This is a genomic window from Fundidesulfovibrio agrisoli, from assembly GCF_022808715.1.
GTDB classification, from domain to species: domain Bacteria; phylum Desulfobacterota; class Desulfovibrionia; order Desulfovibrionales; family Desulfovibrionaceae; genus Fundidesulfovibrio; species Fundidesulfovibrio agrisoli.
Genome location: NZ_JAKZKX010000001.1, coordinates 146,216 through 158,927, shown reverse-complemented (window position 1 = coordinate 158,927; position 12,712 = coordinate 146,216). Strand labels below are relative to the sequence as shown.

At 61.1% G+C, this 12,712-nt stretch carries 10 protein-coding genes, 1 tRNA gene and 1 pseudogene; 7 read left to right on the top strand and 5 right to left on the bottom strand.

The annotated features are described in order from the left end of the window. Positions 1-36: 36 nt before the first annotated feature. Positions 37-594: an elongation factor P gene (efp, locus tag MLE27_RS00660; RefSeq protein ID WP_243309925.1), complete on the bottom strand. Its 558-nt coding sequence runs from the start codon at positions 592-594 to the stop codon at positions 37-39. 16 nt (positions 595-610) lie between these two features. Further along, on the bottom strand, positions 611-1,078 hold the full coding sequence (locus MLE27_RS00655) for a type II 3-dehydroquinate dehydratase (protein WP_243310075.1): 468 nt from the start codon (positions 1,076-1,078) through the stop codon (positions 611-613). A gap of 78 nt (positions 1,079-1,156) precedes the next feature. Between MLE27_RS00655 and yihA the strand changes: the two genes are divergently transcribed. Next, positions 1,157-1,801, top strand: a complete 645-nt coding sequence (gene yihA, locus MLE27_RS00650; RefSeq protein ID WP_243309924.1) for a ribosome biogenesis GTP-binding protein YihA/YsxC — start codon at positions 1,157-1,159, stop codon at positions 1,799-1,801. Between the two features lie 74 nt (positions 1,802-1,875). Here yihA and MLE27_RS00645 read toward each other — a convergent pair whose 3' ends face one another. Then, complete coding sequence (locus tag MLE27_RS00645; RefSeq protein ID WP_243309923.1) at positions 1,876-2,073, bottom strand: hypothetical protein; 198 nt, start codon at positions 2,071-2,073, stop codon at positions 1,876-1,878. A 130-nt stretch (positions 2,074-2,203) separates the two neighbouring features. On the opposite strand from MLE27_RS00645, the gene MLE27_RS00640 reads away from it, so the two are divergent. The 6 genes and pseudogenes from MLE27_RS00640 (at position 2,204) to MLE27_RS00620 (ending at position 5,509) form a co-directional block, all read left to right on the top strand. Next, positions 2,204-3,004, top strand: coding sequence for an undecaprenyl-diphosphate phosphatase (locus MLE27_RS00640; RefSeq protein WP_243309922.1), 801 nt, complete (start codon positions 2,204-2,206; stop codon positions 3,002-3,004). A gap of 97 nt (positions 3,005-3,101) precedes the next feature. Then, positions 3,102-3,178: transfer RNA gene (locus MLE27_RS00635), tRNA-Met, on the top strand. A gap of 153 nt (positions 3,179-3,331) precedes the next feature. Continuing rightward, a pseudogene (locus tag MLE27_RS18240) lies at positions 3,332-3,493 on the top strand (DUF6538 domain-containing protein); the annotation flags it as partial. Between the two features lie 21 nt (positions 3,494-3,514). Then, the gene (locus MLE27_RS00630; protein ID WP_243309921.1) at positions 3,515-4,429 is read left to right on the top strand and encodes a phage integrase SAM-like domain-containing protein; all 915 of its coding nucleotides are present in this window, start codon (positions 3,515-3,517) and stop codon (positions 4,427-4,429) included. Next, complete coding sequence (locus MLE27_RS00625; protein ID WP_279355610.1) at positions 4,405-4,977, top strand: site-specific integrase; 573 nt, start codon at positions 4,405-4,407, stop codon at positions 4,975-4,977. Before MLE27_RS00630 ends, MLE27_RS00625 begins: the two co-directional genes overlap by 25 nt. Further along, complete coding sequence (locus tag MLE27_RS00620; RefSeq protein WP_243309919.1) at positions 4,928-5,509, top strand: KilA-N domain-containing protein; 582 nt, start codon at positions 4,928-4,930, stop codon at positions 5,507-5,509. The genes MLE27_RS00625 and MLE27_RS00620 overlap by 50 nt, the downstream gene beginning before the upstream one ends. On the opposite strand, the gene MLE27_RS00615 is transcribed toward MLE27_RS00620, so the two are convergent. Next, positions 5,437-11,094 (bottom strand): PAS domain-containing protein, encoded by a 5,658-nt coding sequence (locus tag MLE27_RS00615; RefSeq protein ID WP_243309918.1) that lies wholly within the window; start codon positions 11,092-11,094, stop codon positions 5,437-5,439. The two genes, MLE27_RS00620 and MLE27_RS00615, sit on opposite strands and share 73 nt — an antisense overlap. A 715-nt stretch (positions 11,095-11,809) precedes the next feature. After that, complete coding sequence (locus MLE27_RS00610) at positions 11,810-12,583, bottom strand: helix-turn-helix domain-containing protein (RefSeq protein ID WP_279355608.1); 774 nt, start codon at positions 12,581-12,583, stop codon at positions 11,810-11,812. Positions 12,584-12,712 lie beyond the last annotated feature (129 nt).

Genomic DNA, 12,712 nt, shown 5'->3' with positions numbered 1-12,712 from the left:
TCCACGGCCCTGTAGCCTTTTTTCGCGCCGAACGCACTACACGCGGCCCAGGTATTCCCCGGAGCGGGTGTCCACTTTCACCTTTTCGCCTTCGTTGACGAACAGGGGCACGTTGATGGTCAGCCCGGTGGAGAGCGTGGCGGGCTTGGTGGCGCCCGAGACGGTGTCGCCCTTCACGCCGGGTTCGGTGTGGGTGATCTCCAGCACCACGGAGGGCGGGAGGTCGATGTCCAGGGCCTTGCCGCGGTACATGAGCATGGTCAGCTCCATGCCGTCCACCAGGAAGCGGCCCTTGTCGCCCAACACCTCGTCCTCCACGGAGAACTGCTCGTAGCTTTCCATGTCCATGAACACGAAGCCGGTGCCGTCCTTGTAGAGGTACTGCATGGATCGGGTCTCCATGTCCGGCTTGCCCATCTTCTCGCCGGAGCGGAAGGTGTTTTCGACCACGCGGCCGTTGAGCATGTTGCGAAGCTTCGTGCGGACGAACGCGCCGCCCTTGCCGGGCTTCACGTGCTGGAAATCCACGATTTCATAGGGGATGTTGTCCAGCTCGATTTTGAGGCCGCGGCGGAAGTCGGTGGTGGAAAGCATTGTATCTCCTTGAAACTCAGGTATTTTTTGCGAGCCAGTGCTGCCAGAGGGCACGGACGGCCAGGGCATAGCTCATCATGCCGAAACCCGCAATCACTCCGATGCAGCTTTTGCCGATAAGGCTCTGCTGGCGCAGGGGCTGGTCCGTGCGGGCGAAAATGTTGGAAAGGTGGACCTCCACGCAGGGGATGCCGATCCAGGCCAGGCAGTCGGCCAGGGCCAGGCTAGTGTGGGTGTAGGCCCCGGCGTTGAGCGCGATGCCGTCGACCTTGTCGCGCCAGGCCTGCTCCAGCCGGTCGATGATCTGGCCCTCGCCGTTGGCCTGGAACACGCTGTGCTCGATGCGCCCGGCGGATTCGCCCATCATGTCGGCGAGCATGTCCCCCAGGGAGTCCATGCCCTGGGAGCCGTATATCTCGGGCTGGCGGCGGCCCAGGAAGCCCAGGTTCGGGCCGTTGACCACCAGGATGCGGCAATTCGTCATCATGAACCTCGCCTTGCTTTCGGAGGATTTGCGGGTATGCTCACGCGCACGACAAGCCGTTAACCGGGACCGACATCCATGCGCAAGACGCTTCAGATAGAAAAAACAATCTACACCATCGCCGACCTGATCCTGCCCGACGCCCCCCAGGTGGCTCTGGCCGGGCGTTCCAATGTGGGCAAGTCCTCGCTGGTGAACAGGCTGGCCGGGCGCAAGCAGCTGGCCAAGACCAGCTCCACCCCGGGCAAGACCCAGAGCATCAACCTCTACTCCGTGGCCCCGGGAGCCTACTACCTGGTGGACCTGCCGGGCTACGGCTACGCCAAGTACTCCAAGACGGAGCGCGCCAAGTGGGCGAAGCTGATCGAAACATACCTCACGGGCAACCGTCTGCTGCACGCCGTGGCCGTACTGCTCGATTGCAGGCTGACGCCCCAAGCCAGCGACCTGGACATGGTCGCCTGGTTGCGCGCGGAAAGCATCCCCATGATCGGTGTGCTCACCAAGGCCGACAAGTGCACCCAGCGCGAACGCCAGGCCCAGAAGGCGGTGTGGACCCCGCTGCTCGGGGGCGCTGCCCCGGTGCTGTTCTCTTCGGTGACGGGCATGGGCTACGACGATCTCTGGGCGCGATTCGACGCGGCGGCAGGTTACGTCCCTGAAGCCGAAGCAGACACCGGGACGGCCCAGCCCCAGGCTGACGACGCCGAACCCTCGGCCTGACCGGACGGTTTGAGCCCGGGCCCTGCAGAAGGCTCCGACGCCGGACGCCCCAGAGCGTCCGGCGGGCTTGCCGGCTAGCCCTTCCCGCCGGCGAACTCCCCGCCTTCGGCGAAAAGCTTCTTCAGAAACTCCTGGTCCGCGGGCCCCAGGTTGAAGCGCATCCCGGCCTCGTCCATGAGCGAGGCCAGGGAGCCGCAATTCTCGGCCTTGCGCTCCGCCACCCAGGCTGCGGCGCGGCGCACCAATTCCTTCTGCGGCATGACGGTGGTCATGGCTTATCTCCCCGGTGTTGCTGTTGATTACCAATCGGCAATGTACCATGTACCCGAAGGGCCCGGGGGTTGCAACCGCGCAGGTATTGCCGTACCTCCGCCGTGTCTGCGACAAGAGAGGACATACACCATGGACCCGTGGCTCAGTACGATCATATTGGGCGTGGTGGAAGGCGTGACGGAGTTCCTGCCCGTCTCCTCCACCGGCCACCTGATTCTCACCGGGGTGCTCCTCGGCCAGGAAGGCGACAAGGCGGCCTCCTTCGACATCATCATCCAGCTCGGGGCCATCCTGGCGGTGTTCGCCATCTACAGGGACCGCTTCATGTCCCTGCTGGTTCCCAAGCCCCGCGAGCGCTTCGCGGGCAAGCGCGGCATCTACCTGCTCATGCTCACCAGCCTGCCCGCCGCCCTGGTCGGCCTAGTGGCCCGCAAGGCCATCAAGGCCCACCTGTTCGCGCCGCTGCCCGTGGCCCTGGCCCTTGCCAGCGGCGCGGTGCTGATCCTCATCGTGGAGAGCAGGCGCACCGCCCGCAGCAAGTACCACGACCTGGACGACATCTCCCCCGCGCTGGCCCTGGGCATCGGCCTGTTCCAGTGCCTGGCCCTGTGGCCCGGGTTCTCCCGGTCCGGCGCGACCATCCTGGGGGCCATGATCCTGGGGGCGCGGCGCAAACTGGCCGCCGAATACTCCTTCATCGCGGCGGTGCCCCTCATGATCGCGGCCACCTGCTACGAAACCTACAAGAGCTGGGCCGAGTTCAGCATGGACGACATCCAGTTCCTGGCGCTGGGCTTCGCGGTGGCCTTCGTCTCGGCCTGGGTGGCGGTGCGCTGGTTCATCGGGCTGGTCAGCCGGGTGACGCTGCGCCCCTTCGCCGTTTACCGCATCATCCTGGCCGTGGCGGTGTTCGTGTTCTGGCCCCATTGAGAAGATCGAAAAAAGATGTTGCCAACCCGGGCTGTACTGTGTAGATAGCCCGTCCTGCCGCGAGCGCAAAAAGTTGCGCAAATGCGGCGCCAAACGTGGCGAGGTAGCTCAGTCGGTTAGAGCATGCGGCTCATATCCGCAGTGTCGGGGGTTCAATTCCCTCCCTCGCTACCAGAGAACAACGGCCCTTCAGTGCAACCCACTGAGGGGCCTTCTCTTTTTCAGCCAGCCCCTCCCATGATCGGCCCCCATTCTGCCCCAAACACGCCAACAGGGCGCTCACTGGTACGTTGGCTGGTACGTTGAGCGCCTGAAAGGGGTTGCGTGATGGGTGCTGCCCTGCCCTCCTACTTGGTACAGCGTGGACGCGTCTTCCACTTCCGGCTCTGCCTTCCATCGCGCCTCTGGTCGGCTCTGGGCCAGCGGGAGTTGCGAGCCTCCCTAGGGACAGGCTACATACGCCTCGCATCAAGTCGGGCCAACCGATGCGCCCAAGCTGTGCTGGCTGTCTTGGGTGACTACGAAGCGGGAGTGCTGGGAGCAGTGACAGACAGCGAAATCAGAGAGCTTGTCCGCTCTGAACTACGGCGGCAGCTAGACCACGATTTACAACGTCGCATCACGATAGGCACAGGCTACGCCTACAAATACGATGGTGCTTGCGACGAAATGAAGGGCCTCGACCTGTGGCATAGCCAGATGACGGTTCAGGACATCCACAGAACGCGTGGATGGATGCGACTCCATCAGCCCGTTGACCAGAGACTCTCGGCCAGAAAGATTCCACTTGGCCCGTGGGATGACGAGTACAAGCGTGTCTGCTTTGAGTACACCAAGGGGCTCGTCGAGTACTACGATACCTTGACCCTGCGTGACATGGGTGAGCACGAGTTTGTCGGTGAGTATTTCAAGGACGAGTCTGAAGCCGCTCTCACTACCGCCCACCCACAGCAGCCCCAACCGCAAGGCCCTGCCCTGTCCGAGGTGTTCAAGCGTTACAGCGCAGAACGGATCAAGGGTGGAGAGTGGAAGCCTAGGACTCAGAAACAGAACGAAGAGAACTTCCGCTGGCTCTCTGACCACTTCGGAGACGTGCCCATAGACTCCATCGACGGCGACAAGATGCGTGGCTTCAAAGAGATGCTCATGGAAGCCACAACTAGGAACGCGACGAAGAACCCAAAGCCCCTGGCTCCGCGCACCATCAACAACGTGCTCATCGCTGCATCTGCGCTCTTCAACTACGCCAAGGCGAACAAGTACATCAGGGAGAACCCTGCGGAGGGACTCTCCATCAAGATGAAGAAGGGCAAGGGAGCGAGCTACGACAAGTTCACCATGGATGATCTGGGGCGCATATTCACCGTGGAAGGCCTGGACGGACGCAACAACACGAAGCTTTGGCGTTTTGGATTCCTGTCCTAGGACTCTACACCGGATGCCGCTTGGAGGAACTTGCACAGCTTCTCTGTTCTGATGTTCGCCAAGAGGATGGCATCTGGTATCTCGACCTTGTTGAAGGAGAAGGCAAGAGCCTGAAGACAGAGGCTGCAACGCGCAAGGTTCCGCTCCACTCCTTCATCGTGGAACAGCTTGGATTCATCAAACACGTTGAGCAGATGAAAGAAGCTGGTAACGAGCGTATCTTCCCCGAACTCAAGAATCACAATGGCAAGTTCGGCCACTACGTCTCAAAGTGGTTCAATGAACGATACCTCCTTCAAGTCGGAGTCAAGACGGACACCAGCAGGAAGGTCTTCCACTCCCTGCGGCACACGTTCATCACGAACCTCCAGCACAACAGGACTGACCCATACCTGATGGCCTCCATCGTGGGCCACGAGGCTGGCCTCATCACGATCAGCATCTACGGGGAGGAGTACAAGTTGGATGCGAAGAGGGATGCCATCGAGAAGCTCGACTTTGGCATCGACCTCAGTCGCCTCGCACAGAGCCGGTTCGTGGTGCGGTGACCTGCCCTCTCTCAACGTCAGCGGTCACGCGATCCGCACGAACCCCAACAACGGCGAGATGATCTCGCTGACCGACTTGCACAAGGCAAGCGGTGGAGCGAACAGGAACCATCCTACCGAGTGGTTCGCCAACGACGGAAACCGTGCTTTCATCCGCACCCTGGCCCAGAAACTCAACCTTCAGGATTCTGAACTTTACGAAACCCGCTCTGGTCGTTTCGGCGGCGGCACCTACGCCCACTGGCAGATCGCGCTGGCTTATTGTGAGTGGCTCTCTCCCGAGCTGCACATGGCGGTCAACGAGGTCTACATGGCCTTCTCGGAAGCGAAACCTGCCCTGGCGGCTGACATCGTGTCCCACTCGATCAATGCCAAGGGCGTGAGCAAGATGGCCGAGATCGCTGTATCCGGAACCAATGGTTCCAGAAGATTGAGAACCTCCCCCACAGACTTTGAGCTTCAAGATTGGGTCGTCATCACCCGCTTAATCACCCCTTCCAGGGCCGCCTTGTCTACTGGCTTGGCTATGTAATCGTCCATGCCGGCCTCCAGGAATTTCTCCCTGTCGCCGGTCATGGCGTAGGCGGTCATGGCCACGATGGGTATGCGGCCCTTGTGCCCGAAACGGCTCTGCGCCCGTATGGACTTGGCGGCCTCCACCCCGTCCATCACAGGCATCTGTATGTCCATGAGCACAAGATCAAAATCATCTTTTTCTTCAAGCAATTGCAAGGCTTCCCGGCCGTCGGACGCGGCAACGATTTCGTGGCCAAGTTTTTCGAGCATCCTTTTGCTGGTGATCATGCTCACCCGGTCGTCCTCGGCCAGGAGTATCCGCAAGGGCTTCCCAGGAAGATACGCAGCGGTTGCAGCGCGCTCATCCGTCTTCATTGCCGAAGGGGGGAGATTGAAGGGCAGGGTGAAGTTGACGATGGTCCCGCCGCTCACAGAGCTGTCGATGCAGAGCTCGCCTCCCATGATCTTTATGAGCTTTCGCACGATGGAAAGCCCCAGGCCCGCGCCCTGGAAGCGCCTCGTATAGGCGCCCTCCACCTGGGAGAAGGGTTCGAAGATATCCTTGAGTACGGCGTCCGGGCTGCCGATGCCGGTGTCCATGACGGAAAAGAGCAGCCTGGCCCGGGCGGGGTCCAACATGCTCAGTCCGCTTATCTCCACCCGCACGTGGCCCTTTTCCGTGAATTTGACGGCGTTGCCCACCAGATTAAAGAGAATCTGCCGGATACGTGCATCATCCCCGAAAAGTTTGGGCGGAACTTGTCCGCTGACGACGCATTCAAGTGACAGCCCCTTGTTCTTCGCAGTCGGGGAAAACAGCCCCAAAACCGAATCCTTCAGACTGGCCACCTCGAAGTCCCTCTCCTGAACCATGAGCTTGCCGGCCTCGATCCTGGACAGATCGAGGATGTCGGTGAGGAGCTGAGTCAGGCGGCTGGAAGACTGTATGGCCGCGAGCAGATATTCCTTTTGCTCGTTGTCAAGCGCGGTTGTCTCCAAGAGCTGGAGCATCCCCAGCACGCCGTTTAACGGGGTGCGGATCTCGTGGCTCATATTGGCCAGAAATTCCGACTTGGCTTGGTTGGCCTTCTGGGCCTTGTCGCGCGCGGCCAGAAGCTCCGTCACCTCGTGGCCTATGATGAGTATGCGCGAGACTTCGCCCTGCTCACCGAACAGCGGGATGTACTCGGCGTTCCACCAGGTGGTTCTCTGTCCGACGGGGACCATGTATTCCCGAAGCCGTACCGGGAGGCCCGTGGCGTACACCTGCTCGAAGAGGCGCGACACTTGGTCGGCCACGGACGGGAACACCTCTCTCACGGTGCGGCCGACCACCGACCTGGAAGTATCCTCGGGAATGGCCTCGTAGGCCGGGTTGGCCAGGATGAACGTGTGCTCCGGGCCTTCCACCGCCCCGATCACCAGGGGGGCGTTGTCGATGAGGTTTTTGAGAAATGCGCTCTGGGCCTCAAGCTCGCGGTTGCTTTTTGCCAGGGCCAGGGCGCTCTGTTTGGCTTCGGTGATGTCTCGTCCCACCACCACGGACCCCACTATCCTGCCGTCAGCGTTGCGGATGGGGCCGAAGCTGTAGCTTCCCACCCAGCTCTCGCCCGTGTCCCTGCGCCTGAGGCTGTATTCGGCGTTGGCCACTTTTTCGCCCCGAAGGGCCCGGGGCACAGCCCAGCGATCCACGGGCGCTAACTCCCCGTTGTCCAGATACACATCCAGAAAAGCGGGATACTCGTCGAACGTCTTGGCGCACTCGTCCTTGTTCGCAAACCTGTGGAAGGCGGCGAACCCACTGTTAAAATTGACGAAGTTCCCTTTCTCGTCCGAGATGAACACCGCGTCCGACATGCTGTCCAGGGCCGCTTCCAGCTGCGCTTGGCTCTCCATAAGCCGCTTCTGCAACTGCTTGACTTCGGTGATGTCCATGACGATGCCCAGGTAGCGCTCCACGTTCCCGTCCGCCCCGTGCTGCGGCCTTCCTCTGGAGATCAGCCAGCGTTCCTTGTTGCCCGGCAGGTTCACGCGCCATTCGATGTTTATCTCGGTTCCTGATGCCAGCGAAGCCTGCACCGCGGCCTCCACGGCCGGGATGTCCTCGGTTGAGATGGCGCGGCGCCAGGAATCGTAGCTGGCCGGGTGCAACCTGGGATCGAGGCCGTAGAGCTCCCAGACCGAGTCGGACCAGATGTTCTCGTTGGTGCCGGGTATCCATTCCCAGCTGCCCGCTTTGGCGGCTTCCAAAGCCAGGAGCACGCGTTCGTTGGCCACCTGCAGGGCCTGTTCCGCGCGCTTGCGATCGGTGATGTCCATGACGTGGGCCACGCGGTTCACGGGGCGCCCGGCCTGGTCCTTGAGCACTGTGAGTTCCAGGAGCACCGGGAAGGTGGAGCCGTCCTTGCGTTTATGCTCGGTTTCGAACAGGCCGTGCCCGATGACGTTTATGACCTTGAGCTCTTCGAAGAGATGCGCGAGCCGGTTCTCCGGGAACACCATGGTCAACGGCTGCCCGACAAGCTCCTCCTGGGTGTAGCCGCGCTCGCGGGCGAAGCACGGATTCACGGCCGAGAACGTGCCGTGCGGCAGGTCAGAGATGGCCAGCCCGAATTCGGCCTTCTCGAACACGCGCTGCCAGCGCAAGGCCTGCGCCTGGGCGCGCTTGTTTTCAGTGACATCCAGGAACACGCCCACGGCGCCGGTGACGTTGCCCTGGCTGTCCTTCAATGGGGCGGCGTTTCCGAGAATGGTCAGAGTATGGCCCTCGGGGAACTGGAGGTCGATTTCGTCCTGCGATACAATCTCACCCCGGGCGGCCCGTTGCATCGGCAACTCTGACACGGCCAGTTTGCGCCCATCGCGCGTTGGAATATAGGGTGGAGATTCGTCAATGGCGTTCTTGGACACATTGCTGCCCGAACGCATCCCAAGAATCTGGTAGCTGGCCTGGTTGCCAACTATGATCTTGGCCTCCGGGTCCCGGGTGATCCAAATGGCGGCCGGGGTCTGCTCCATGATGGCCTCAAGCTCCGCGGCCCGGCGTTCCGTTTCCTCTCGGGCCCGGATAACCTCCTGGCTGCGCTCGATCACCAGCGCCTCGAGTTGCTCGTTGCTGCGCACCAGCACCCGCTCCGCTTCCTTGAGCATGGTGACGTCGGAATAGGTAAGCACCACGCCGCCCAGGCGGGTCTGTCCTGTCCGGTAGGGGCGGACTCGTTTGAGGAAGTTACGGCCGTCCTCGCTGAGGATTTCGCGCTCAACCAGATTCTGCCCTTGAATCACCGCATGGATGTCAGCCAGGTGGTGCTCGTCGTGAACCTTGGACTTTATGCCCGTGAAGTCTCTCCCCTGGTCTTCCACGGCCACATGGAAGACATCGCGGGCGGCGGGAGTGGAATGCATGATCCGCAGGTCGCCATCCAGGAAGACCGCGGCCAGGTTGGTGCTGAGCAGCAGGTTCTCCACGAAGCTGTTGGCCCTGGAAAGTTCCTCCACCTTGAGGGATAGCTCTTCGTTGAGCGACTGCAGCTCCTCGCGCGAAGCGTCCAGCTCCTCGTTGGCGGACTGAAGCTCCTCGTTCATGCTGAGAAGCTCCTCGTTGGAGGCGCGCAGCTCCTCGTTGAGCGATTCGTCCTTTTCGAGCACGTCGCGTAGGCGGTCGTAGGCCGACTGGAGCTCCGTTTCGTAGCGCTGGATCACTCCGCTTTCGGTCAACCCGGCCAGCGAGGCGCTCGGCATGTGGCACGCGGCCGCTGAGCCTTCCTCGAACGCCACCATGAGCGTTGAGGCCTGCCCGTTATCGTCCGGAATGGGGTCCACGACCAGTGTGAGCGGAAGGCCTGCCGGGGCCGGGAAAGGCACTCCCTCCACCAGGACCGCCTTGCCTGTCTTTACCGCCTCCTGCAGAGCCGAGCGAAGATGGTAGCGGAGTTCCGAGTCAATGAGCTTGAGGAGGTTCAGGCTCGGTTCCCCGCATGGAATCTTCAGGTAGGGCTCGGTATCCCTGTTGATGTGCAGCACCTGGAAATCCCGGTCCACCAGCACCGCCGCGGGCGCGTACCGCCGCTTCAGGGCGTCGGCCAACACCGTTGCCGGGCTGGCCTCGGGCGCGGGCATAACCGGGAGCATCCGCCCTTCCTGCAGGGTCCTGTTGCGTGCGGAAAGCAGGGCAAAGGTGCTGCGCTGTTCAGGAGTGCCGATGCTTCGAAATATCTTCCAGCGCTTGTCGAGAATCTCCAGTTTGCCCGCATGCGGGCTTACGGATTCCGCCGGTCCCAGAAAGAGGAATCCGCCGGGGTTGAGCGCGCCGTGCAGAATGGCGATGGCCCGATCCTGCAGTTCCGGGCTCAGGTAGATGAGCACGTTGCGGCAGACCACCAGATCCATATGCAGGAAGGGTGGGTCCTGCAGGAGGTTGTGGTGCACCATGACGATGCGTTCCCGGATGAAGGGTATCACCGTGTGCTTCTTCTGCTCGGGCTTGAAGTACCGGGCGATGCGCGAAGCGCTGAGGTTCTTCTGGCCCTTGAGCGAGTACGTCCCCTTGCGGGCCGTTTCCACGGCATCTAGGTCGATGTCCGAGGCGAATATCTTTATGCCGCAGTGTACACCCTCGGCTTCCATGTAGTCGTTTAGGAACATGGCCAGGGAGTACGCCTCTTCGCCGGTTGAACAGCCCACCACCCAGACCAGGATGCAGTCATCCGGGGTTTTGCCCTTGAACAGCCCAGGCAGCACCTGTGCGCGCAGGGCCTCGAAGGACTCGGGGTCGCGAAAGAATTCGGTCACGCCGATGAGCAGGCTTTTGAAGAGCTGGACATGCTCCTGGGGATTGGCCTCAAGCTCGGCCAGGTACTCCCGCGGGGTTTCGAATCCGGACATGATCATGCGCTTCTGGAGACGGCGCGATATGGTGTTCTTGCGGTAGCCGGACAGGTCGTACCCGGTGCGTTCGCGCAGGATGCCAAGGACCTTGTCGATGAACGATGCATGCCTGTCCTCCAGGGAGCAGCCCGAAGCGAACAGGCGGACCAGCTGAGGGCCAAGCTCGGAAACGGGCAGCACCGAGGACGCCGCGCCCGCCTGGATAACGCTCTGGGGCATGCTGGGCTGGATGGCGTCCGCGGGGCTCTGGACGAGCACGAGGCCGCCGGCCTTGGCCAGGCGCAGGGCTCCGGCCATGCCGTCCGACCCGGCTCCCGACAGTATGACGGCCACGCCGTTCGGACCCTGGTCCTCGGCCAGAGCGGTCAGGAACCGGTCGATGTTGTGGTGGGGGATGTCGCGGACAGGCTCCAGGAGCGTAAGCACTCCACCCGAGATGCCAAGCTCGCGCCTGAAGGGCGCGGTGTACACCACATTGGGGGCAACCTTGGTGTGGGCCGCCACCTCGCGGACCGGAAGGCGGCAGAAGGAGGCCAGCACTTCGGCCAGGCGGCTGGGATTGTCGTGCGGCACATGGGTGAGAATGACTATGGCGGCGCCGAGCGAGGACGGCAGGTCGTTAAGAAGAACCTTCAGGGCCTCTAAGCCCCCGGCTGAGGCGCCCACGGCCACCACGGGGCATTGAGTTGTTCTGTCCGCTTTTTTTTGATGCACGGCTTTGCCGTGGAGATTAGCTATCTTATCTTTAGCAGTGCCTACCATGCCCCCATCCTTGTGCAGCGTATCTCATTCGCCTCATGAGATTAGAATTCGTCCAATCTGGGCTCCAACTTTCCTCACCGAAGAGAAAATACACAGCTCGGCAGGCTAGTAATGCTATTATGAGTTCCCAACTACCACTAGCAGGATGATCTAATGAACTGAATTCCAGGCATTATCCACCCTGCCAGCGTGAAGCCGTCCACAAACTCTGGCTAGGCCGTCTTGCAACCCGCAAACTTTGACGAGAAAGCTCTGAATGAAAAACGCCGCAAAGTCAGCGTATGAGGTAATCTATCCTGTCCCAGTTTTGGGGCGGTCCTAAAAGTAGGGCCAGGATCTGTTCGTCAGTGGCGGTGGATGCCTCGTGAGCCTCCTCGTGCACAGGCTCGTGAGGGAGCACACCCCTCGGGCTTCCAGAGGTATCGCCTTGTTCGTGGGTGGACATGACTCGACTCGTGGGTCCTTACTTGAGAGCAACTGCTGCCCAGATAAAAACCTGTGTTCAAGATTCTCCTGGCGGTGACGCTTCCTGCGTCAACTGTCCAGGAGCCTACTTATAAGGCTTCTTAAGAGGCTTCTTGAAGAACTTCTTTAGGTAACAATTCTGACTTCGCGCTTGACCGTTTCTGGCAGGGCGTTTGACACTTCCGACCTCGCTTTTTGACACTCACTGGACGGGCTCCAGGGGGAAGGGCTGGCGGATCGCCACAGCCCAGGTGCGTCGGTCAAGCCCAGGCACCTCCAGGGTGAATCTCGCCGCCTCAAGGTCAGCCATCGCAGCCTTGAACGTGTTCCGACTGAAGCCAGCGTCACCCATGAGGACATCAGGATCGGCGTCACAGACTTCCCAGGCGCGATCGCGGTAGACCGCCCTAAAGTCCTCGCTGGCACTCTCCTGAAGGTCCATCAGGCTGTCACCGTCTTCAGAAAGCTCCCAGACAGCCTGCGTCACGTCGACAAAGGTGTCGTAGTCCAAGTGCCCCCTGCATCGCATGGCGACGTAGAGCGCGTGCGCCCGACTGGGCAGCTTCGCCCAGTGCCCATCCTTCACGAGGGAGTTGTGCATGAACACTGGGTTGCCTCCTGGCGGTGTGCTGGCAAGGCGGTAGATGTTGTGCCTGTGGCCGCGAGCGTTTGGCTTGGACTTCGATGAAGTCATGAACCCTTTGCCGCAGAGGTCTTTGACTGCTGATGGCACGCGTTTCACAGACACTCCACACAGGTCAGCAATGCGCTCTTCGCTAGGGTAACAAGTCTGGTCTACGCCGCAATGCGCCATCAGTACTGGGTAGACGCTGCGACTGATGCCTTTGACAGAAGACCACTTGCCTGATGTCACGACGTTCCTGTCGATGCGATAGAACAGACTTTGGCAGTCGCATCCAGCAGTCAGTGCCCATGCAATTGCTTCAAAGTTCGTCACTGTTTGTTGCGTCAGCATTGAAGTCCCTCTCGTAAAAGTATTACAATAGGGCTTGCAATCGTCTAAACAGTGATTACCTGTCAGGACGACAGCAAGTCCCTCTCGATGGTAGAAGCCTCGACCACTGTTTGCAGACGGTGCCCGGGG